The following is a 22,144-nucleotide window of genomic DNA, read 5'->3' as shown; positions in this document are numbered from 1 at the left end:
CTCCGGCTCAGGGCAGCCGCTCCACGCTGACCCGTTCGCGCAGCTCGGGCCGGGCGGCGAGCAGGTCCTCGACGATCCTGGCCGCCGCCGCGTCGACGGCCAGGAACCGGATCGGCCCCGGGACCGCCGCCACCACGGCGGCGCTGCGGGCCGGCTCGGCCAGCGGCAGCCGGTACACCGCCGGCCCCGACGCGCCGGCGGTGCCCTGGAGGGTGGAGACGAACAGGGTGACCAGGTAGCCCTCGCGGCGGCGGTCGCTCACCACCACCGTCACGGTGCCCGGCGCGGCCGGCGGCCGGGCCAGCGCGCGGACCGTCAGCGCCGCCGGGCCCGGGCGGGCCAGCGACCCCGACCACCAGGCCGCCGCCCAGGTGGTGACCCGGTCGCCGAACGGCTGGGCGAAGAGCCCGGTGCCGCGCGGCAGCCCGGCCGCCCCGGCGCAGGCCGCCACCACCGCGACCGCCACCGCCCACCGCGCGCCGGCCCGCTGCCCTGCGGCCCGCCGGCCCGTCCCGCCGCCGGCCCGCGTGCCGGGCACGGTCCGCCCCGGTGGTGGCAGCAGCAGGGCCAGCGCGCCCGCGCCGACGAGCAGCACCGCCAGCAGCAGGTGCAGCGTCTTGCCGTAGTAGTAGCGCGGGTCGGTGCCCAGCGCCCGGAAGTAGAGCAGGAACCCGGCCGCGAACACGCCCGCCGCGGCGAGCGCGCCCGCGTAGCGCCGCCACACCGGCAGCCGCCGGCCCGCGACCAGACCCGCGCCGACCAGGCCCACGAGGGCCAGGAACGCGTCGTAGCGGGGGAACACGCCGCCGCCGGTGGCCACGTTGTCGACCTGGTCGGTGCGCAGCAGGCCGGCGACGGCCGGCAGCGGCGTCAGCACCGCCGCCACCGACATCACCACCGCCAGCAGCCGCGGCCGGCGACGCAGCCGCCGCCGGTCCCGGACCAGCCACGCCGCCACCAGCGCCGCGACCACCGGCAGGAACATCAGGTACGCGAAGCCGACCGTCACGCACAGCGCCCCGACCACGGCCACCTGGGTGCCGGTGCGGGCCACCGGCCGGCAGGTCACCGCCACCAGCAGCACCGTCGCCGCCAGCCCGAGGCTCTCGCCGGGATAGCCGTAGACGACGAAGCGGGCCAGCTCGGAGCCGAGGCAGGCGGCCGTGACCGCGCCGGTCAGCGCGAGGGCGCGGGGCAGGTCGAGCCACGGGCCGGCGAGCCGCTGCGCCGCCCACGTCACGGCGAGCACCAGCAGCCCCCACGCCCCGACCGACCAGCCGAGGTAGTGGTCGAGGGCGTCGGCCGGGCCGGCGGGGGCCGTCGAGGAGCGCAGGAACGTGTCCAGCAGCGCGGCGGTGAGGTGGAAGCCCTGCGGATACCAGACCATCGGCTCCGGGGCGATCCGCGCCGCCGCCTGCGGGTCGGTGAACAGATACCCGCCGACCGCCCGGATGCCCTCCACCGTGGCCAGGTGCCGGCTGTTGTCCTCGCCGGTCATCGCGTACGCGAGGCGGCCGGCGAGGTCACCCGCGCGCAGGTACGGCCAGGCCAACGCGCCGGCGGCCAGCAGCGCCGCGCCCACCGGCAGCGCGTCGGCGGCGACCGGACGGGGCAGCCCCGGCCGGCGGCCGGTGGCCGCCGCGATCCCGAGCAGGACCGTGGACGCGGTCCCCGCCACCGGCACCGGGTGCAGCCCCCACGGCCAGGCCGAGAAGAGCAGCCCGGCGGCGCACGTCGCGCCGGCCAGCAGCGCGCCGGCCAGCACCAGCCGGTCCAGCAGGGTCCGGCCGCCGCGCAGCAGCCCGGCCGTCAACCCGAGCAGCACCAGCGGCAGCAGCCCGGCCAGCCCCGCCGCGTACGCCAGCAGGGGCCCGACCCACGCGGCGACGAGCCAGCCGACCAGCCGGCGGGCGGGCCAGGCCGGGCGGCCCGGCGGCGGCTGCGGCGGACCGGCCGGCGCGACGACGGTGGCGGACTGGCTCTGCACCCGGTCACGCTAGGCCCGGCCCGGCGACGGGCGGCGACGTCCACGTGTGCGGCAGGTGACCGGCGGGTGACAGGGCCGGACCGCGCTCGCACGCGTGTACGAAAGACCAGGTAGGCTGCGGGGCATGTCCGGTGCCGCCTACCAGCCGTCGATGCTCGACCTCGCCGCCGACGGGCCGTCGCCGGGCCCGCTCGCCGGGCTGCGCCGGCACCCGCTGAGCCGGGGCGCCTGGGTCGACCACCTGCCCGGCTGGGTGCGCGGCTCCGACGCCGTCCTCGACGTGCTGCTCGCCGACGTGCCCTGGCGGGCCGAGCGCCGCACGATGTACGACGCGCGGGTCGACGTCCCCCGGCTGCTCTGCTGGTATTCCGGCCACCGCGAGCTGCCCCACCCGGTGCTCACCCGGGCGCGGGCGGCGCTGACCGCCCACTACGCCCCCGAGCTGGGCGAGCCGTTCGTCACCGCCGGCATGTGCCTCTACCGCGACGGGCGCGACAGCGTCGCCTGGCACGGCGACACCCTCGGCCGCTCGGCGCACACCGACACCATGGTCGCCATCGTCTCGTTCGGCGCGCCCCGCCCGCTGCTGCTGCGCCCCCGCGGCGGCGGCCCCGGCCTGCGCTTCCCCCTCGGCCACGGCGACCTGGTGGTGATGGGCGGCTCCTGCCAGCGCACCTGGGAGCACGCGGTCCCGAAGACCGCCCGCCCCGTCGGCCCCCGGGTCAGCGTCCAGTTCCGCCCCGCCGGGGTCGCCTGAGCGCAGCCCACGGCTCCTCTGCTAGAAACGACTTCCAGGGTCCCCGCCCCACACCGCCGTCGACGCGAAAGGGCGCCGCGATGACCCAGACCCCCGCCGAGCCACGCTCCCGCTGGTCCCCCTGGTCCCTGCACGGCGACGGCCGCTCCGTCACCCCCGGCGACGTCGTGCACCCCGGCGAACGGCTCTCCTGGCCGCGCACCCTCGGCATCGGCGTGCAGCACGTCGTGGCGATGTTCGGCGCCACCTTCACCGTGCCGCTGATCACCGGCTTCCCGCCGGCCACCACCCTGTTCTTCTCCGGCGTCGGCACCCTGCTCTTCCTGCTGATCACCGGCAACCGGCTGCCCTCGTACCTCGGGTCGTCGTTCGCGTTCATCGCCCCCGTCCTGGTCGCGAAGGCCGGCGGCGACATCGGCCCCGCGCTCGGCGGCATCGTCGTGGCCGGCGCCGCCCTGGCCGCCGTCGGCCTCGTCGTCCAACTCGCCGGGGCGCGCTGGATCGACGCGCTGATGCCACCCGTGGTCACCGGCGCCATCGTGGCGCTGATCGGGCTCAACCTCGCCCCCGTCGCCTGGGACGGCGGCGGCAGCGGCACCGGCGTCAAGGCCCAGCCGCTGATCGCCGTGTTCACCCTGGTCGCGATCCTGCTCGCCACCGTCGCGTTCCGGGGCTTCGCGGCCCGGCTGTCCATCCTGCTCGGCGTCGTCGCCGGCTGGCTGTTCGCCGCCGCCCTCGGCGGCCTCGACCCGAAGGCCGTCGACGGGCTGCGCGAGGCGGCGTGGGTCGGCCTGCCCGAGTTCCACGCGCCGAGCTTCAGCCTGCGCGCGACGGTGCTGGTGATCCCCGTGATCCTCGTGCTGATCGCCGAGAACGCCGGGCACGTCAAGGCCGTCGCCGCGATGACCGGCCGCAACCTCGACCGGGACATGGGCCGGGCGTTCCTCGGCGACGGCCTGGCCACCATGCTCGCCGGCGCAGGAGGCGGCTCCGGCACCACCACCTACGCGGAGAACATCGGCGTGATGGCGGCGACCCGCGTCTATTCCACCGCCGCGTACTGGGTGGCCGGGCTGGCCGCCGTGCTGCTCGGGCTCAGCCCCAAGTTCGGCGCGCTGATCCTCACCGTGCCGGCCGGGGTGCTCGGCGGCGCGACCACCGCCCTGTACGGCCTCATCGCCGTCCTCGGCGCGCGGATCTGGATCGAGAACCGGGTCGACTTCCACGACCCGGTCAACCTGATGACCGCCGCCGTCGCCCTGATCGTCGGCGCGGCCAACTACACCCTCACCAGCGGCGAGCTCTCCTTCAACGGCATCGCCCTCGGCACCGCCGCCGCCCTGGCCACCTACCACGGCATGCGCCTCGTCGCCCGCCTGCGCGCCCCCACCCCGTCGAGCTGACCGGGCGGGGGCGCGGCGGGTCAGTCGCGTTCGATCTGGTGGCCGACCACCGTGGGGCCCAGCATCACGGCGAAGCCGCTGCCGTCGCGGCGCGGGTCCGCCGGGGGCAGCTCCACCGGGTCGCCGGTCGCCGTCGCGCCGACCGGCCGGGGGCCGACCCACGCCACCACCAGATCCGTCTCGCCCTTGAGGAACCGCTGCGCCCGCACCCCGCCGGTCGCCCTCCCCTTCGCCGGGTACGCCCCGAACGGCGTCACCTTCACCGTCGCCCCGGTGGACGTCACCACCATCGGCTCGCCGTGGGCCGGATCGTCCTCCCGGACCGCGCCGAAGAAGACCACCCGCGCCCCCGCCGGCAGGTTGATGCCGGCCATGCCGCCGCCCTTCGTCCCCTGCGGACGCACCGCCGACGCCGGGAAACGCAGCAGCGACGCCTCGGACGAGACGAACGCCAACGCCTCCGCGCCGTCGGTCAGCCAGGTCGCCCCGACCACCTCGTCGCCCTCGCGCAGGCCGATCACCTCGAACTCGTCGGAACGCACCGGCCAGTCCGGGGCGCACACCTTCACCACGCCCTGCCGCGTGCCCAGCGCCAGCCCCGGCGAGCCCTCCCCGGTCGCGCCCAGCGGGGCCAACCCCACCACCGACTCCCCCGGCTCCAGCGGCACCAGCTCGGCGGCGGACATCCCGCCGCGCAGCGACACCGTGCCGGCCTGCTCCGGCAACACCGGCAACGGCAACACGTCGATCTTGAACGCCCGGCCGGCGCTGGTCACCAGCAGCACCCGACCCCGGGCCGTGGAGTGCACGAGCGCGCGTACGGCGTCGTGCTTGACCCGGCCGCTGCGCCGACGCCCCTCGGACGCCTCCTCCGACTCGGCCGCGGTGCGGGCGACGAGCCCGGTGGCCGAGAGGATCACCTGGCACGGGTCGTCGGCCACCTCCAGCGGACCCGCCGGCGCGGACGCCGCCAGCACCTCCTTCAGGTCCCCGTCGACAAGCGTCGTGCGCCGCTCGGTGCCGAACTTCTTCACCACGGCGGCCAGCTCGTCGGAGACGACCTTCCGCAGCACCTTCTCGTCGTCGAGGATCGTGGAGAGCTGCGCGATCTCCTTGCGCAACTGCTCCTGCTCGGCCTCCAGCTCGATCCGGTCGAACTTCGTCAACCGCCGCAGCGGAGTGTCCAGGATGTAGCTGGCCTGGATGTCCGACAGCTTGAACTGGCGCATCAGGCCGTCCTTCGCGGCCTGGGCGTCGTCGCTGCCCCGGATCAGCCGGACCACCTTGTCGATGTCGAGCAGGGCGATCAGCAGGCCGTCGACCAGGTGCAGCCGCTCCTCCCGCTTGCGCCGCCGGTAGGCGCTGCGCCGGGTCACCACGTCGTAGCGGTGCCGCAGGAAGACCTCCAGCAGCGCCTTCAACCCCAGCGTCTGCGGCTGCCCGTCGACGAGGACCAGGTTGTTGACGCCGAACGACTGCTCCAGCGGGGTCAGCCGGTAGAGGTCGGCCAGCAGCGCCTGCGGGTTGACCCCCACCTTGCACTCGACGACCAGGCGGGTGCCGTTCTCCCGGTCGGTGAGGTCCTTGACGTCGGCGATGCCGGTGAGCCGCTTCGTCTTGTTGACCTCGTTGGTGATCGCGGCGATGACCTTCTCCGCGCCCACGCCGTAGGGCAGCTCGACCACGGTGATCGCCTGCCGGCCCCGGCTGCCCTCCACCGGGCCGATCTCCACCCGGCCGCGCATCCGCACCACGCCGCGCCCCGTCTCGTACGCCCGGCGCACCTCGTCGAGGCCGAGCAGCACGCCGCCGGTCGGCAGGTCGGGGCCGGGGACGAACTCCATCAGCTTGTCCAGGTCGGCGTCCGGGTGGTTGATCAGCCACCGGGCGGCGGAGACGACCTCGGCCAGGTTGTGCGGGATCATGTTGGTCGCCATCCCGACCGCGATCCCGGACGCGCCGTTGACCAGCAGGTTGGGGAACGCCGCCGGCAGCACCGTCGGCTGCGTGAGCGAGCCGTCGTAGTTGGGCTCGACGTCGACGGTGTCCTCGCCCAGCTCGCCGACCAGCAGCATCGCCTCGTGCGACATCCGCGCTTCCGTATAGCGCGCCGCTGCCGGGCCGTCGTCCGGGCTCCCGAAGTTTCCATGCCCGTCGATGAGTGGGACGTTGAGCGAGAAGTCCTGGGCGAGCCGGACCATCGCGTCGTAGATCGCGGTGTCGCCGTGCGGGTGGTAGCGGCCCATCACGTCGCCGACCACCCGGGCCGACTTCACGTGCGCCCGGTCGGGCCGGTGCCCCGCCTCGTGCATCGAGTAGAGGATGCGCCGGTGCACCGGCTTCAGGCCGTCGCGGGCGTCGGGCAGGGCCCGGGAGTGGATGACCGAGAACGCGTACTCCAGGTAGGAGTCGGAGACCTCGGTGACCAGCGGGTTGTCGAAGACCCGCGCGCCGGCCTGGTCGAAGGCGGCCAGGTCCGCCCGGGGACCGGTGTTCTTACGGCGTGCCATGGTTCAGCTCTCTCCTGCGCGGGCCACGGTCGGGCGGCGGTCGTCGGCCCGGCGGGCCGGGGCGGGGCGGGGGTGGGTGGTCGTCATGCGTCGATCGCGTCCCGGTCGACCCGGTCGGCGGACTCGATCAGCCAGTTGCGGCGCGGCTCGACCTTCTCCCCCATCAGCAGCTCCAGGATGCGCTCGGCGGCGTCGACGTCGTCGAGGGTGATCCGGCGCACCGCCCGGGTCGCCGGGTTCATCGTGGTCTCCCACAGCTCGTCGGCGTCCATCTCGCCGAGACCCTTGAACCGGGGGATCGGGGTGACGATCTGCCTGCCGGCCTTCTCCAGCTTGCGGACCGTCGCCTCCATCTCGGCCTGGGTGTAGGTGTAGGTCGTCTGCGGGTTGCGCCCCTTGGTGGTGATCTTGTGCAGGGGCGGCATCGCGGCGTAGAGCCGGCCGGCCTCGATCAGCGGTCGCATGTACCGGGCGAACAACGTGATCAGCAGGGTGCGGATGTGCGCGCCGTCCACGTCGGCGTCGGCCATGATCAGCACCCGGCCGTACCGCATGGACGACAGGTCGAAGGTGCGGCCCGAGCCGGCCCCGAGCACCTGGACGATCGCGGCGCACTCGGCGTTGTCCAGCACCTGCTGGAGGTTGGCCTTCTGCACGTTGAGGATCTTGCCGCGGATCGGGAGAAGCGCCTGATATTCGGCGGTACGCGCGACCCGGGCGCTGTTGTGGACGAACACCCCGGCTTCGAGGGCGAAGTTGTGGTAGCCGTCGACCGTCAGGTCGTAGACGTCCGCCGTCTCGTCCAGCGGCTCGACCGACACCACACGGTGGTTCACCAGGGAGGCCGCCTCGTTGTTGCGCTTGTCGATGTGGTGGCGGACGTTGCCATTGGTCGCGTTGTCCCGGCCGTGCCGCAGGTTCCACGCGTCCGCCAGGTAGTGGGTGTAGACCCACTCCTCCTTGTCGTTCATCCAGACCCGCTCGTACCCCTGGAGCTTCTGCCCCTCCGCCTTGCTGGACAGGCTGCGGTAGAGCGGCATCAGGGAGTCGCCTGGCACCAGCGCGTCGGCGCGCCGGTAGGAGCCGTCGCGCAGGCGGAACAGGTGATCGGGGGTGCAGCGCACCGCCTCGCCGTTGTCGATCGTGACCCGCACCAACGGGGCGTCGCGCTTCGTGAGCCGGGGCTCCACCAGCGGAGCGACGACGACGCGGCCGGCCTTGTTGGTGGTGTAGCCGAAGTGGCTGATGCCCTGGGCCCAGTCGGCGGCAAGATCGGCGAAGGAGCGGCTCCGGCCGGACGCCAGGGCGACCATCGTGTCGCCGGTGAAGCACCCGAGCGCGCTGTCGCCCTCGACGATGAACAGCTCGCTCCGGTCCACCCCGGTCGCGCGGCAGTCGACCAGTTTCGGCGGCATCGACGCGCCCTCCAGGGCGGTCTTGCGGCGGGCCGCGTCCTTCTGCTGCTTCTGGGTGAGCCGGACCCGGGCCGCGTCGACGATCTTCTGGAGCACCGTGCGGGCCTCGGCCTTGGTGCGCCGGTCCTCCAGCCACGCCTTGACGTGCGCCTCGACGAGGCCCTGGAGCACCTTCGTGATGCCGGCGGTGGACAGCTCGTCCTTGGTCTGCGAGGTGAACTGCGGCTCGGGGATGCGCACGTGCACCACGGCCGTCATGCCCTCCAGGACGTCGTCCAGGGTGGGCGCGTCCTCCTTGGGGCGCAGCAGGCCCCGGGCGGAGCGGGCCGCCTCGGCGAGGGTGCGGGCCAGGGCCCGCTCGAAGCCCTTGCGGTGGGTGCCGCCGTGGGCGTTGCGGATGGTGTTGGTGAAGCACTCGACGGTGCGGTCGTAGCCGGTGCCCCAGCGGAACGCGATCTCGACCTCGGCCCGCCGCTGCACGTTGGACTGCATGACGCCGTTGGCGTCGGCGGCGTTCTCCCGGTAGGTGCCCTCGCCGGCGACCAGCAGCGTGCCGGTGACCGGCCGGTCGCCCGCCGGGGCGAGGAACTCGACCATGTCGGTGAGGCCGTTGGGGAAGTGGAAGGTCTCCTCGACCGGCTCCTCGCCGGTCTCGTCGCGCAGCAGGTAGCTCACGCCGGGGACCAGGAACGCGGTGTTGCGCACCTTGAGCCGGACGGCCTCGGCGTCGAGCGTCGCGCCGGTCTCGAAGTAGCGGGCGTCGTGCCAGTAGCGGATCGAGGTGCCGGTGCGCTGGCCGCGCTTCATCGGGCCGAGGACCTGGAGGCCGGGGCCGGGGGTGAAGGCGGCGTCGGGGCCGGGGCCGGCGAAGACGCCGGGCACGCCGTGCCGGAAGGACATGGCGTGCACCTTGCCGCCGCGGCGCACGGTGACGTCGAAGCGCCGGGAGAGGGCGTTGACGGCGGACGCGCCGACGCCGTGCAGGCCGCCGGAGGTCTTGTAGCCGGAGCCGCCGAACTTGCCGCCGGCGTGCAGGCGGGTGAGCACCAGCTCGACGCCGGAGATGCCGGACTTGGCGTGCACGTCGGTGGGGATGCCCCGGCCGTCGTCGTCGACCTGCACCGAGCCGTCGGCGTGCAGGATCACCTCGACGCGCGTGGCGTGACCGGCGACACCCTCGTCGGTGGAGTTGTCGAGGATCTCGTTGACGAGGTGACCCACGCCACGGCTGTCGGTCGAGCCGATGTACATGCCGGGGCGCTTGCGGACGGCGTCCAGCCCCTCGAGGTGCGTCAGGTCGTCGGCCCCGTAGAGCGTCTCAGGCTGTGCGGTCAACTGGTCGTACTCCCAGGTCTCGGCGGTGGTGGTGCCGCTCACCGGCTCGATCACCTCGCGCGGCGCGCCGCAGCGAGCCTAACGGGCAGGTGGGACAGGACGCCGGCACCCCGCACCCCGGGCCGCGCCGCCTGCGGCGCGGGCGCCCGGGCCGGCGGGCCCGTGAGCGCCCCGGCACCGGGGGTCAACGCCGCCGGGTCCGCGGTTCATCCCGTTCCCCGACGGTACGCCGCCCGCCGGCCCCGGCCGGCGACCCCCTGATCCGGCCACGGGTCGTTGACGCCCGTCACGCGCCCGTGATGTGATCACCGTCTCGTAGAAACTTTCATATTTCCATGGATGGATGGAGGACGCGCATGTCCGTGTTCCGTCGTACCGCGCTCGCGGCGGCGCTGACCGTCGCGGCGGCGGCGCTGTCGACCGCCGTCGCGCCGGCCTTCCCGGCGGCGGCCGGCCTCCCCACCGCGGCCGTGGCGCTCGGCGACAGCTTCATCAGCGGCGAGGGGGCCGGGTCGTACTCCCCCGTCGTGGACGTCAACGGCGTCAGCCAGGGCTTCCCCGGCTGGGACGCGCCGAACAGCAACGCGTACTTCTGCCACCGCTCGCCCAACGCGTCGCTGTTCCAGGCCGACCTGCCGGGCATCACCGACCGGTTCAACCTGGCCTGCTCGGGCGGCCAGCCGTACGACATCGCCGGGGCCTCGGTCAGCCGGGCCAAGGGCCGCTCGGTCGCCTCGCAGCTCGACCAGCTCCGCGCGGTCGCGCAGACCCACGACATCGACCTGGTGCTGATCGGCCTCGGGTCGAACAACAGCTCGTTCACCTTCGGCAGCGTGGCGGAGAAGTGCGCCAACCGGTTCATCGCCGACGCCTGGACGGGCTGGTGGGAGTTCTGGGCGTACCTGGGCGGGCCGGTGCCGCAGGAGCCGTGCACCGACGCGGACCTGGCCACCTCGGCGCAGTTCAGCGCGGCCACGGCGGAGACCACGGCCGCCGTGCGGCAACTGCTGGCCACCCTCGACCAGATCGACGCCGACGGCCAGCACCGGGTCGTGTTCCAGGACTACACCAACCCGCTGCCGTTCGACCTGGCCTCGAACTACTGGGAGGAGGACGGCCGGGAAGACGACCGGGACAAGTTCCGTGACCTGGGCGCGGAGCGGTACGCGGCCGGCTGCCCGATCCACCGCGCGAGCCTCGCGCCGGGGCACCGCTTCTCCACCGGCCTGGGCACGCTGGTCCGCTCGGTGCGCGACAGCCTGGCCGGCGAGTTCCCGGCCGACGACCTGGTCTACCTGAACGTGCAGCGGGCGTTCGACGGCGCCCGGCTGTGCGAGCAGCCGACCAGCCCGTCGGGGGCGCTCGCCACGCCGATCCGGCTGATGGACGGCCCGAGCGGCAGCTTCGTGACCAGCCTCTCGGGCAAGGACAAGATCGACATTCAGCGGATCGCCAACACCTGCGTGTCGTACTTCCAGACCTGCCAGGAGTCGTGGCACCCGAACGTGGCCGGGCACAAGGCGCTGGGGCGCTGCCTGACCGGCGCGGCCGTCACCGCCAGCCGGGCGGTGGCCTGCGTCCGCGGAACCGACGGCACGATCACGGTCAGCTGAGGCGCAAGGAGGGGCCCCCTGTTAACGCATTCTGTTGCACAGGGGGCCCCTCCTAACCACGGCGGGCGGCGCCGAGGACGTGCGGGGAGGCCGGCATCGGCACCGGCGTGTCGGGGAAGTGGAACCGGTCCAGGCCGGTCAGCGTGAAGCCGGCCGCCTCGATCGCGGCGACGGTGTCCCGCCCCGTGTGGCAGCCGCCGCAGACCAGCGGCCAGCAGGTGGCGTCGACGAGGCGCTGCGCCCGGCGCAGCGGGCCGGGCCGTTCGGCGCGTACGTGCTCGAAGAAGCGCAGCTGCCCACCGGGGCGCAGCACCCGGTGGGCCTCGCGCAGCGCGGCGGCCTGGTCCGGCACCGAGCAGAGCACCAGGCAGAACACGACGGCGTCGGCGCGGCCGTCGGCGACGGGCAGCGCATCGGCCAGCCCGGCCGCCACGGTGACCGGCACCGGCGCGGCGGTGGCGGCGTCCCGCGCGGCCCGGCGCAGCCGGGGTTCCGGCTCGACGGCGAGCACGGCGGCGACCGTCGGCGGGTAGTGCGCGAAGGCCCGGCCGTTGCCGGCGCCCACCTCGACCACCCGGCCGTGCAGCCCGGCCGCGGTCCGGCTGCGGTGCGCGCCGACCCCGGCCCGGTCCATCACGTCGGTGGCCCGGCGGTAGAGCCGGGCGAAGACCGGACGGGAGACCCCGGACATCGCACCCCCTCTCGCCCGTCCGAGCCTAGCCCGCCGGCTCACGGGCGGGCCGCTCAGAGCGGCAGGGCGGCCGGCGGCGGGGTAGGTCGGGGGCCGAGGGTGAGCAGCAGCGGGCCCGCCGCCCCGTCGACCAGGTCGGCCAGCCGTGTCTCGTCGAGCACGGCGAGGAACGCCGCCTGCGCGCGACGCAACTGCCCGCGCAGCCGGCAGTTCACCGCCAGCGGGCAGGCGGGCTGCTCGCAGGGGACCACCTCGTCGTCGCCCTCGAACGCGCGGACGACCGCGCCCACGGTGAGGTCGCCGGCCGCCTCGGCGATGGCCACCCCGCCCGCGCGGCCCCGGATGGTGACCAGCACCCCGAGGCGCTGCAACCGTTGGACGACCTTGGCGACGTGGCTGCGGGGCAGCGCGAGCCGTTCGGCGAGCTCGTCCACCGTCGTGCGCGCCGGGGCGACGGCGGCCAGCATGGCGATGCGCAGCGCCATGTCGGTGGACCGGTTGAGCTTCACGCACCGACCCTAGCCAGCGGGTCCGTCCTGCGGCACGGGCCGGAGGGCCGGTGCCCGCTGTGATCCGGGCTACGCCCGACCCGGGACCTTCGACCCTGAAGGGGAATCTGAGATTCCTGTTTATTGGGCGCATCGGGAGCCCGGCGGACCGCGCCGGGCCCGGAGAGCGCCGGGCGGCAAGCCGGCCCAACCGCAGGAGGACGCGTGCTCACGGAATCTTCGGCAGCAGTGGTACGGGCGACCCTGCCCGCGGTGCAGGCGCACGGCGCGGCGATCACCGGCCGGTTCTACCAGCGGATGTTCGCCGCCCATCCGGAGCTGCTGGACCTGTTCAACCGGGGCAACCAGGCCACCGGGGCGCAGCAGGCCGCGCTGGCCGCCGCCGTGGTCGCGTACGCGGAGCACCTGGTCGGCGCGAGCGACGTGCCGTGGGGGCCGATCATGGACCGGATCGCGCACAAGCACGCCTCGCTCGGCATCACCCCGGCCCAGTACACCATCGTGGGGCGGCACCTGCTCGCCGCCGTCGGCGAGGTGCTCGGCGACGCGGTCACCCCGGAGGTCGTCGCGGCGTGGGACGAGACGTACTGGCTGCTGGCCTGCGAGCTGGTGGCCCGGGAGGCCCGGCTCTACCAGGGCGCGGGGGTCGCCGAGGGCGAGCCGGTCTGGCGGGCCTGGCGGGTGGCCGAGCGGGTCCGGGAGACCGCCGACGTGGTCTCCCTCGGCCTGGAGCCGGTCGACGGCGGCGACGTGCCCGGCTTCGTCCCCGGCCAGTACGTCTCCGTCGCGGTCGACCTCGACGGCGGCCGGGGCCGGCAGATCCGGCAGTACAGCCTCTCCGGCCGCCCGGGGGCGGCACGCTGGCGGATCACCGTCAAGCGGGTCCGCGGCGTGGCCGGCGCGCCCGACGGGATGGTCTCCGCCTTCCTGCACGACCGGGTCGCCGCGGGCGACGCGCTGCGGCTGAGCCCGCCGTTCGGTGAGGTGAGCGCGGTGGCCGGGGACGGGCCGCTGGTGCTGGTCAGCGCCGGCATCGGGCTCACCCCGGCGATGTCCGCGCTGGAGCACCTGGCGGCCACCGCGCCGCAGCGGCCGGTGACGCTGGTGCACGCCGACCGGGCCGGCACCGCGCACGCGCTGCGCGACGAGCTGCCCCGGCTGCACCACGCGCTGCCCAACCTGCGCACCGCGCTGTGGTACGAGGAGCCGGACGGGGCCGACGGTCGCCTCACCGGGCTGCCCGTGCGGGTCAGCGCCGGGCGGGTCGACCCGGAGCTGATCCCGCTCGCCACCGACGCCCACGTGCACCTGTGCGGGCCGCTGCCGTTCATGAACCAGGTCCGGGGCGGCCTGCTGCGCCGGGGCTTCCCGAGCGACCGGATCGCCTACGAGGTGTTCGGCCCCGGCATGCTGCGCGACGCGGAGTAGGGCGGGGAGGGCGACGCGGAGCAGGGCGGAGAAGTCGGCGGTCCGCCGGTTAGGCGGCGGGGGCGAGGGTAGGGACTCTGCCATGCGCATCGCGATGATCTCGGAGCACGCCAGCCCGCTCGCCGTGCTCGGGGGGCAGGGCACCGGGGGGCAGGGCGCCGGCGACGGCGGCACGGGCGGGGAGGACGCCGGCGGGCTGCACACCCACGTGGCGGAGCTGGCCGCGGAACTGAGCGGCCAGGGCCACGACGTGCGCGTCTACACCCGCCGCGACTCCCCGGCCCTGCCCGACGCGGTGCCCACCGGCGACGGTTACCAGGTGTGGCACGTGCCGGCGGGCCCGGCCCGGCGGCTGCCCTCGGACGAGCTGCTGCCGCACCTGGGCGAGTTCGGCCGGTGGCTCGCCGGCCAGTGGCGCGACGGCGGGTGGCTGCCCGACGTCGCGCACGCCCACTTCTGGACGAGCGGGCTGGCAACCGTGCACGCGGGACGCCGCGCCGGGGTGCCGGTGGTGTTGACGTACCACGCGTTGGGCGCGGCGGCGGCCCGCCGGCAGCGGGACCCGCGCGACACCGGCCCGCCGGGGCGGCTCGGCTATGAACGCGCCCTCGGCCGGGCGGCGGACCGGGTGGTCGTGCAGTCCCAGGAGGAGTTCGGCGAGCTGGTCCGCCTCGGCGTTCCCCGGTCCCGGATGGCGCTGGTCCCGGCCGGGGTCAACGAACGGATCTTCCGGCCGGACGGCCCGGCCGCCCCGCGCGACCCGGCCCGCCCGCGCGTGCTCACGGTCGGCCGGCTGGTGGAGCACAAGGGCCTCCAGGAGGTCGTCCGCGCGATGCCGGCCGTGCCGGACGCCGAGTGCGTGATCGTGGGCGGGCCCCCGGCGAGGCTGCTGCCCGCCGACGGCTTCGCCGGCCGGCTGACCGCGCTCGCCGAGTCCTGCGGGGTGGCCGACCGGGTTCGGCTGGTCGGCGCGGTCCCGCGCGCGGAGCTGGCCGCCTGGTACCGCTCGGCGGACGTGCTGGTCGCCGCCGGCTGGCACGAGCCCTTCGGGTCGACCGCGCTGGAGGGCATGGCCTGCGGGGTGCCGGTGATCGGCACCGACGTGGGCGGCATCGCCGACGCCGTCGTCGACGGCCTCACCGGCGACCTGGTCCCGCCCCGCGACCCGCGCGCGCTGGGCGTGTCCATCCGCCGGCTGCTCGCCGACAACGTGCGCCGTTTCGCGTACGCGACGGCGGCGCTGGACCGGATCCGCAGCCGGTACTCCTGGCAGCGCTGCGCCGAGCAGCTCGCTGCCGTGTACGCGTCGGTGGGCGCCGTCGCCCGGCCGGCGCCGGCGCTGGCCTGACGGCCCCGGGCCCGCCCGGCCGCGCCCGGCGACGCACCCCGCCCACCGCCCGCCGCGCCCGGCGGGCCGGCGAGGGCCCCGCCGACCACCCCAAGCTACCCGTCGGTAGCTTACGGCCGTAGGCTGGGCCGGTGAGCGCGCCCGGGGAGTACACGCAGGAGTACGTCGACGTCGACGGGGCCCGACTCGGGGTGCAGGTCCACCCCGAGCCCGACGGCCCGCCCGGCGCCCCGGTCGTGGTGATCTGGCCCGCCATGGGGGTGCGCGCCCGCTACTACCGGCCCTTCGCCGCGCACCTGCGGGACGCCGGTCTCGCCGTGGTCGTCGCCGACCTGCGCGGCACCGGGGAGAGCACGCCCGCGCCGAGCCGCGCCTGCCGGTACGGCTACGCCGAGCTGGCCGCCGACGTGGGCGCGGTGCTGGCGGCGCTGAAGCCCCGGCTGGACGGCCGGCCCACGATCCTGCTCGGGCACTCCCTCGGCGGCCAGGCCGCCCTGCTGCACCTGGCCCTGCACGGCACCGGCGCGGTGGACGGGCTGGCCCTGGTCGCCGTCGGCGTCCCCTACTGGCGGCACTACCAGGGGCCACGCCGGTTCGGGGTGCTGCCGTACAGCCAGGGGATCGCCGCGACCGCCCGGCTGCTCGGCGTCTGGCCCGGCTGGGGGTTCGGCGGCCGGCAGGCGCGCGGGGTGATCCGGGACTGGGCGTACACCGCCCGCGCCGGCCGCTTCCCCGCCCTCGACGGGGTGGACGTCGAGGCGGCGCTGCGCACGCTGGACCTGCCGGTGCTGGCGCTGAGCGTCGACGACGACCAGTACACCCCGCACGCCGCGCTGGACCACCTCTGCGGCAAGCTCCCCGTGGCCACCGTCGTGCGCGAGCGCCTCACCTCGGCGCAGGTGGGCGCCTCGCTGGACCACTTCGCCTGGGTACGCGCCAGCGGGCCGGTGGCCGCCCGGGTGGCGGCGTGGGCGGCCGGCCTGCCGAAGGCGTGACCGGCTCCCCTCCCCGTGCGTAGTCGCGCGATCGGTGGGTATGCCGCAGCGCCCGTACGGTTGGAAGGGGATCAGATGTCCGAACGACACACCGCCCTGCGCTCGATGCACGACCTCGGCCTCGCCGCCTGGTTCGGCGGCTCGCTGATGGGTGCGCTCGGCGTCAACGGCGCGGCGGCGCAGATCAACGACTCGACCCAGCGGCTCCCGGTGGCCTCCGCCGGGTGGTCCCGGTGGACGCCGATCAACGCGGCGGCGATCGGGGCCCACCTGGCCGGCGCGGTCGGCGAGCTGGCGACCGAGAGCCCCCGCATGCTCGCCCAGTCCGGCGTGGGCCGGATGAGCGCCGTGAAGACGGCCCTCACGGTCGGCGCGCTGGCGGTCACCGGCTACAGCCGGCTGCTGGGCATGCGGCTGCAACGGGCCGGCGGCCCGTCGGTCGAGGGGATCACCGAACCGAACCCGCAGACGCCGGCCGACGTCGCCTCCTACCAGCGGCAGATGCGGCTGCTCCAGTGGACGATCCCGGCGCTCACCGGCGCGCTGGTGGTGGTCACCGCGTACATGAGCGAGCAGCAGAAGCCCGGCCAGGTGTTCCGGGGGATGATCGGCCGGGTCGGCGGACTGGCGAGCGCGCCGAAGACGATCGGCAAGGTGGCGGCGATGGGCGCGGCCAAGCGCCAGATGGCCATGTCCGGCCGCTGACCGTCCACCGCGCGCCGCTCCTGCCCCGCCGCCGCCACGCCGCGGGGCGGGAGCGGCGCGGGCGGGCGACGCCCGTACGCAACCGACCAGCCGGCGGGGCCGGGCGCGCCACCCGACCCCGCGCCGTCGGGGCGCGCCTTCCCCGACGACAGCGCGGACGGTGACCTGCCGGACAACGCCCTGGAGGAGGCGACCGGCATGCGCCCGGAGGGGATCAGCCGCCGCGGCTGACCCCGGCGGGCGCGACGGCCGCCCCGCCGACGAGCTCGGCCAGCCGGGCGGCGTCGCGCTGGGCCTGGCCGCCGCAGCAGTTGTTGAACAGCACGTGCAGCTCGTCGACGCCGCCGGCCAGCTCGGTCAGCAGCTCCGCCCAGGCGCGCAGCTCCCGCTCGTCGTAGGCGTACCGGAACCTGTCCTGCTTGTCGCCGCTCTCCCAGGCCGCGCTGTGGCCGTGGAACCGGACCACCGCCGGGTCCGCGGTGGCGACCAGGATCGGCGGCACCGACGAGGCGAACCCCTGTGGCATGTCCACGCAGACGAAGGAGAGGTCGTGCTCGCGCAGGTGGGTCAACGTGCGCAACGCGGTGGCCTCGTCGGCGAACCAGGAGCCGTGCCGCAGCTCGACGCTCACCCGCCAGGGGCGCAGCCGCGCGGCCGTCTCGACGATGCGCCGCTCGGCGGCGGCGCTGCGCGCCAGCCACGGCGGAAACTGCAACAGCACCGCGCCGAGCCGGTCGGCCGCCGCGATCGGCTCCAGCGCCGCGCGGAACCGGCTCCACAGCTCGTCGTACGCCCCGGCGGGCAGGTCCCGGCGGCGCACGCGCGACGGGCCGCCGGCCGGGCGCAGGTCCCGGGGCAGCACCGAGACCGGGGTCGGGTGGCCGGTGAAGAGGCTGAACGCCTTGACGTCGAAGGTGAAGCCCGGCGGGGTGGCGGCCACCCACCCGGCGGTGGTCTCGGGCGCGGGCACCGCGTAGTACGAGGTGTCCACCTCGACCAGCCCGAACCGTTCGGCATAGAAGCCGAGGCGGCCGGCGGGGGTGTTGACGGCGCGCGGATACCACCCCGAGCGCAGCAGCAGCTGGTCGGCCCACGAGGACGTGCCCACCCTGATCTCACCCATGTGGATCAGTGGACCGCGCCCCGGCCGGATCGGCAACCGGAGCGCCGCCCGCCCGGCCGTCGGGTGGCGGAGAGTGTCGGTGGGTCCGCATAGGTTAATCGGGTGATGACCAGTGAGGATGGTGGCATGACCAGTCCCGAGCAACTCCGCACCGGCGAGCGGGCCGACCTGTTGCAGGCCCTGCGCCAGCACCGCGCGTTCCTGCGCAGGACCGTGGACGGCCTCACCGACGAGCAGGCCGCGCGGCGCAGCACCGTCAGCGAGCTCTGCCTCGGCGGGCTGATCAAGCACGTCGCCCTCACCGAGCAGTCGTGGCTGCGGTTCGCCGTCGACGGCGCCGACGCGATGCGGGCCGGCCAGGAGGACTGGGCCGACGGGTTCCGGATGGGCGACGAGACCCTGGCCGCCCTGCTCGACCGCTACGCCCGGGTGGCCGCGACGACCGACGAGCTGGTCGCGACGCTCGACCTGGACGCCGCCCACGCGCTGCCCGCCGCCCCCTGGTTCGAGCCCGGGGCGACCTGGTCCGTGCGCCGGGTGCTGCTGCACGTGATCGCCGAGACGTCCCAGCACGCCGGGCACGCCGACATCCTCCGCGAGGCCATCGACGGCGCGAAGATGATGGGCTGAGCCGGCCCGTCCGGTGGCGATGTGACGCCCGCACGCCCGATGGCGCTGAGGGACACGAGATGAACGCACACCGGATGGACCAGGAGACCGTCGAGCGCCTGCTCGCCGGCTCCGCCGGTGACCCCGTTGCCGGCCCTGTCGGCAGCTCCGTCGGCGGCCCCCGGCGCGACCAGGAGCCGCTGGTCCGGCTCCTGGCGGCGGTCCGCGCCGCTCCTAGCCCCGACGAGCTGCGGGGCGAGGGCGCGGCCCTGCACGCCTTCCGGCTGGCCCGCGCCGGGTCGGCCGGGCCGGTCCGGGCGCGGCCCACGCTCCTCGCCTGCCTGTTGGGCGCGAAGGCCGCGCTCGCGGCGCTGGCCGTCGCCGCGACCGGCGGGGTCGCGCTCGTCGCCACCCACGGCGCGCTGCCCCAGCCGCTCGACGGGGCGGGCGAGCGGGCGGAGGCACCGGCGAGCGGGCGGCCCGCGCCGAGCCGGTCGCCGGGGCGCACCGCCGGCTCGCCGGGGGGCGTCCGCGACCCCCGGGTCCCGCCGGCCCCGCTGGTCGTGCTCTGTCACCGCCTGCGCGCCGAGGCCACGGTGGACGACGCCCTTGCCGCGCCGCGCTACGCGGACCTGGTCGCCGCCGCCGGCGGCCCGGACCGCGTGGTGAGCTGGTGCGCCGAGGCGGTCGCGGCGTCCGCCCCGGCCGCCGCCACGACGCCGACGGGTCAACCGGGCGTCGACGGAAGGCCGGACGGGCGGCCCGGCCGGTCCCCGGCCACCCCCACGCTGCCGGCTGGCCCTCCGCCGGGCGGCCCCGCGTCGCCAGGGCGGCCCACGGTGCCGGCGACCCCGCCGATGCCGGGAACTCCGTCGGCGCCGGCGGGCCGACCCGCGCCGGCCGACCGGTCCATGCCGGCGACCCCGGCGGGAGGCCGGCCCACGACGACACCCACCGGCCGGCCCGTCCCGGCCACGCGCGGCGCAGGGTGACACGCCGAGTTGGCGGTACGTTGTCACCGGAGACCGCCATTGCGGTGCACAGTGTCACCTTCCCGCCCTCATTCAGGTAGCGTCCGAAGTGGCGAGTCGTCGGACGAGGGGCGAAACGACCCCAGTTCGCCCACCCGGGAGGCAGCCATGCGCACCACGATCGGCGATCACCAGTGGCGGGCTCGGTCGCCCGGCGTGCGGTCGCGGCCGTACGCGTCGGCGTGCCCCCAGCGGCCCGGGACGTCGAGCAGCTCGATCCGCCCGGCCCCCCTCGGCAACGCCGGGTTGACCAGCAGGTTCTCGCCGCAGGGCGCCAGCCCGAGGACGGTGCCGAGCAGCATCAGCAGCGCGCCCGACGACCACGACTGGGGTCGGCCGGCGTGCGGGAGCTGGACGGGGAAGCGGGTGAGGTCGCGGTGGTAGCCGGCGATCACCTCCGGCACCGGGTTGCCCAGCATCTGCACGACGTCGAAGATGCCGGCCGCGATCTGGGCCGCCGCCTCGTCGCAGCCGTACCGGCGCAGCCCGGCCGCGATGATCGCGTTGTCCGACGGCCACACGGAGCCGAGGTGCGCGCCGACCGGGTTGTAGGCCCGCTGCCCGTCGGCCAGGGTCCGCACCCCCCAGCCGGAGAAGAGCCGTGGCCCGAGGAGGTGCCGGGCCACCGCCTCGGCGTGCTGCTCGGCGACGATGCCGCTCCACAGCAGGTGCCCCATGTTGGAGGCGAGCGCGTCGACCGGCTCGCCGTCGGGCCCCAGGGCCAGCGCGTAGTACTCGCGGTGGGGCAGCCAGAAGTCCCGGTTGAACCGTGCCTTCAGCTCCGCCGCCTCCCGTTCCAGCCGGTCGGCGTACGCCGGGTCGTCCCAGAACTCGCGGGCCAGGCGCGCGCCGCGCCGCTTCGCGTCGTACGCGTACCCCTGCACCTCGCAGACGGCGCGGGGCAGCGCCGGCGCGCGTCCCTCGGCGTCGACGATCGCGCCGGGCGAGTTCTTCCAGCACTGGTTCTCCAGCCCGGTGCGGGTGTTGCGCCGCTGGTAGCGCACGTAGCCGTCGCCGAGGATGTCGCCGTACTCGTCGATCCAGTCCAGCGCCATCCGGGCGGGGTGGCGCAGCTCGCGGACCAGGTCCGCGTCGCCGGACCAGCGCTCGTACTCGTCGAGCAGGATCACGAACAGCGGGGTGGTGTCGGCCGCGCTGTAGTGCAGGTAGGTGGGTGACTCGCCGAAGACGGCGTTCTCGCCGTAGCGGTACTCGGCAACGATCTTGCCGGGTTCCTCCTCGCGGTGGTCGTCGAGCCGGCCGCCCTGGCCGAGGGCGAGCAGCCGCAGGGTGGGCGGGGCCAGCTCCGGGGTGAACGGCAGCGTCTCCAGGCAGGTGATCAGGGCGTCCCGGCCGTACAGCGCCATCGCCCACGGCAGGCCGCCCACCGGCAGCTTGCCCCGGATCGACAGCGGCGTGTACCGCAGCGCGGCGAGGTCGTCGAGGGTCCCCTCGTACGCCGCGCGGAGCCCGTCGTGCTCGGCGACCAGCTTCGGGGCGCGCTCGTGCCAGCGGCGCAGGTCCTCCCGCATGTCCCGGCGGATCTGCTCGCGGTGGGCCTCCAGGCTGGACCGCAGGTCCCGGGCCCCCGCCCCCCGCATGATCATGCCGATGTGCAGGTCGGTCGTCCACGACCCGTTCGGGGGGACGCGGATCCGGAAGGTCATCCCGTCGGGGTCCACCTCCACGGGGGCGGTGGACGAGACGACGGTCTCCCGGCCGAACCGCTCCCGCTGGTAGGTCAGCCGGAGCTGCCCCTCGGCCGACATCGGGACGGCGACGATCCGCCGTTCCCTCGGCTCCTTGATCTCGGCGGTGTCGGCGAAGTCCGAGGCGATCTCCATCCGCACCGTGTATTCCGCCGGCTCGGCCGAGTGGTTGAGCACCACGATCCGCTCGTTGAAGCTGTCGTCGATGGACCGGTGCCGGATCACCGAGACGTCGGCGTCGACGTAGTGGCTCGCCGCGCCGGGAACCAGCACGAACCTCGTCTCGAAGTACGTCATCTCGTCGCGGGACAGGGCCTTCAGCCGCTTGCCGTCGATGGTGAGCACCCAGCGGGACAGGAACCGGGTGTCGAACGAGAAGAGGCCGATGGGCGCGAGCGGATCGGGCGTCATGTCGCCCTGCGCGTCGCTGACCGCGAAGGAGTTGCCGGTCAGCACGTTGACCAGTTCCTGCTTCACGGCCGCTCACCCCCGTGCGACCCCGACGTACGCCGCGCCGCGGCCGCCCTGACCGCCGGCTCCCGGGGGTGGCGGGCGTCTGGCGGGCCGGGGAGGAGCCGGCGCAGCAGCATCAGCAGCCGCAGGTCCCCCTGGGCGGTGACGTCGTTGCGGACCAGCGCCGCGCCGATGTGGGTGCCCTCGGCGACGATCCGGTCGAACACCTCCCGGTCCCCCGCGACGACGAGGTCCGCCGCCTCCGCCGACCGGCTCACCCCGACCTGCTGGTCACCGATGGTGAGGAACCAGTGGTCGGTGCTGCCGTCGTCGCGGATGTCGAGGCGCACCGTGCCGCTGACGGTGTCCGGCAGGTCCTCGTGGCGTCCCCCGACCCAGCAGGCCAGGTAGTCCGCGGCGGATGCGGTCATCGGCCCTCCCCCTCCCGGACGACACAGGTCGTTTCCGGAGCGTTCCCGCCCGGCGGGTGATCCCGGGTCACCCGGTCCGGGTGAATCCCGGC

Annotated in this window: 16 protein-coding genes and 3 pseudogenes; 9 read left to right on the top strand and 10 right to left on the bottom strand. The window is 75.3% G+C overall.

Features of this window, described 5'->3' with window-relative positions; genetic code table 11:
* Positions 1–7: 7 nt before the first annotated feature.
* The gene (locus O7628_RS23360) at positions 8–1,987 is read right to left on the bottom strand and encodes a hypothetical protein (protein WP_278133651.1); all 1,980 of its coding nucleotides are present in this window, start codon (positions 1,985–1,987) and stop codon (positions 8–10) included.
* A gap of 124 nt (positions 1,988–2,111) precedes the next feature.
* Between O7628_RS23360 and O7628_RS23355 the strand changes: the two genes are divergently transcribed.
* The gene (locus O7628_RS23355; RefSeq protein ID WP_074475798.1) at positions 2,112–2,744 is read left to right on the top strand and encodes an alpha-ketoglutarate-dependent dioxygenase AlkB; all 633 of its coding nucleotides are present in this window, start codon (positions 2,112–2,114) and stop codon (positions 2,742–2,744) included.
* Between the two features lie 80 nt (positions 2,745–2,824).
* The gene (locus O7628_RS23350) at positions 2,825–4,147 is read left to right on the top strand and encodes a solute carrier family 23 protein (protein ID WP_278133650.1); all 1,323 of its coding nucleotides are present in this window, start codon (positions 2,825–2,827) and stop codon (positions 4,145–4,147) included.
* 20 nt (positions 4,148–4,167) lie between these two features.
* On the opposite strand, the gene O7628_RS23345 is transcribed toward O7628_RS23350, so the two are convergent.
* The 4 genes and pseudogenes from O7628_RS23345 to O7628_RS32715 form a co-directional block, all read right to left on the bottom strand.
* Positions 4,168–6,657, bottom strand: a complete 2,490-nt coding sequence (locus O7628_RS23345; protein WP_278133649.1) for a DNA topoisomerase IV subunit A — start codon at positions 6,655–6,657, stop codon at positions 4,168–4,170.
* A gap of 83 nt (positions 6,658–6,740) precedes the next feature.
* Positions 6,741–7,379 (bottom strand): annotated as a pseudogene (locus O7628_RS32725) (toprim domain-containing protein); the annotation flags it as partial.
* Positions 7,380–7,385: 6 nt separating this feature from the next.
* Positions 7,386–8,015 (bottom strand): annotated as a pseudogene (locus tag O7628_RS32720) (Hint domain-containing protein); the annotation flags it as partial.
* Positions 7,989–9,449 (bottom strand): annotated as a pseudogene (locus O7628_RS32715) (ATP-binding protein); the annotation flags it as partial. The pseudogenes O7628_RS32715 and O7628_RS32720, both read right to left, overlap by 27 nt.
* Positions 9,450–9,763: 314 nt before the next feature.
* Here O7628_RS32715 and O7628_RS23335 point away from each other — a divergent pair.
* Entirely contained in the window at positions 9,764–11,020 is a 1,257-nt protein-coding gene (locus tag O7628_RS23335; RefSeq protein ID WP_278133647.1) for a hypothetical protein, read from the top strand.
* A gap of 52 nt (positions 11,021–11,072) precedes the next feature.
* On the opposite strand, the gene O7628_RS23330 is transcribed toward O7628_RS23335, so the two are convergent.
* Together O7628_RS23330 and O7628_RS23325 are read right to left on the bottom strand one after the other, a co-directional pair.
* Entirely contained in the window at positions 11,073–11,711 is a 639-nt protein-coding gene (locus tag O7628_RS23330) for a class I SAM-dependent methyltransferase (protein WP_278133646.1), read from the bottom strand.
* Between the two features lie 53 nt (positions 11,712–11,764).
* Positions 11,765–12,220 carry an Rrf2 family transcriptional regulator gene (locus tag O7628_RS23325; protein WP_278133645.1) on the bottom strand — a complete coding sequence of 152 codons (456 nt, stop codon included), beginning with the start codon at positions 12,218–12,220 and terminating at the stop codon, positions 11,765–11,767.
* A gap of 204 nt (positions 12,221–12,424) precedes the next feature.
* On the opposite strand from O7628_RS23325, the gene O7628_RS23320 reads away from it, so the two are divergent.
* The 4 genes from O7628_RS23320 to O7628_RS23305 all read left to right on the top strand — a co-directional run bounded on the left by O7628_RS23320 (position 12,425) and on the right by O7628_RS23305 (position 16,696).
* On the top strand, positions 12,425–13,648 hold the full coding sequence (locus O7628_RS23320; RefSeq protein WP_278133644.1) for a globin domain-containing protein: 1,224 nt from the start codon (positions 12,425–12,427) through the stop codon (positions 13,646–13,648).
* An 82-nt stretch (positions 13,649–13,730) separates the two neighbouring features.
* Entirely contained in the window at positions 13,731–14,996 is a 1,266-nt protein-coding gene (locus O7628_RS23315; protein WP_278133643.1) for a glycosyltransferase, read from the top strand.
* 131 nt (positions 14,997–15,127) lie between these two features.
* On the top strand, positions 15,128–15,991 hold the full coding sequence (locus tag O7628_RS23310) for an alpha/beta fold hydrolase (protein ID WP_278133642.1): 864 nt from the start codon (positions 15,128–15,130) through the stop codon (positions 15,989–15,991).
* Positions 15,992–16,066: 75 nt separating this feature from the next.
* Positions 16,067–16,696 (top strand): hypothetical protein, encoded by a 630-nt coding sequence (locus O7628_RS23305; RefSeq protein WP_278133641.1) that lies wholly within the window; start codon positions 16,067–16,069, stop codon positions 16,694–16,696.
* Positions 16,697–16,910: 214 nt separating this feature from the next.
* Here the strand turns inward: O7628_RS23305 and O7628_RS23300 are convergent, their stop codons facing one another.
* Positions 16,911–17,819, bottom strand: coding sequence for a DUF72 domain-containing protein (locus tag O7628_RS23300; protein WP_278133640.1), 909 nt, complete (start codon positions 17,817–17,819; stop codon positions 16,911–16,913).
* 126 nt (positions 17,820–17,945) lie between these two features.
* Here O7628_RS23300 and O7628_RS23295 point away from each other — a divergent pair, with 126 nt between their 5' ends.
* Positions 17,946–18,449 carry a DinB family protein gene (locus O7628_RS23295; protein ID WP_074475787.1) on the top strand — a complete coding sequence of 168 codons (504 nt, stop codon included), beginning with the start codon at positions 17,946–17,948 and terminating at the stop codon, positions 18,447–18,449.
* Positions 18,450–18,508: 59 nt separating this feature from the next.
* Positions 18,509–19,420, top strand: coding sequence for a hypothetical protein (locus O7628_RS23290; protein ID WP_278133639.1), 912 nt, complete (start codon positions 18,509–18,511; stop codon positions 19,418–19,420).
* Positions 19,421–19,587: 167 nt separating this feature from the next.
* On the opposite strand, the gene O7628_RS23285 is transcribed toward O7628_RS23290, so the two are convergent.
* Together O7628_RS23285 and O7628_RS23280 are read right to left on the bottom strand one after the other, a co-directional pair.
* Positions 19,588–21,645, bottom strand: a complete 2,058-nt coding sequence (locus tag O7628_RS23285; protein ID WP_278133638.1) for a glycogen debranching N-terminal domain-containing protein — start codon at positions 21,643–21,645, stop codon at positions 19,588–19,590.
* The gene (locus tag O7628_RS23280) at positions 21,642–22,052 is read right to left on the bottom strand and encodes an SCP2 sterol-binding domain-containing protein (protein WP_278133637.1); all 411 of its coding nucleotides are present in this window, start codon (positions 22,050–22,052) and stop codon (positions 21,642–21,644) included. The genes O7628_RS23285 and O7628_RS23280 overlap by 4 nt, the downstream gene beginning before the upstream one ends.
* Positions 22,053–22,144 lie beyond the last annotated feature (92 nt).

Origin of the sequence: Micromonospora sp. WMMD956, from assembly GCF_029626125.1 — a bacterium.
Taxonomy (GTDB): domain Bacteria; phylum Actinomycetota; class Actinomycetes; order Mycobacteriales; family Micromonosporaceae; genus Micromonospora; species Micromonospora carbonacea.
This window is presented reverse-complemented; position numbering and strand designations above follow the sequence as displayed.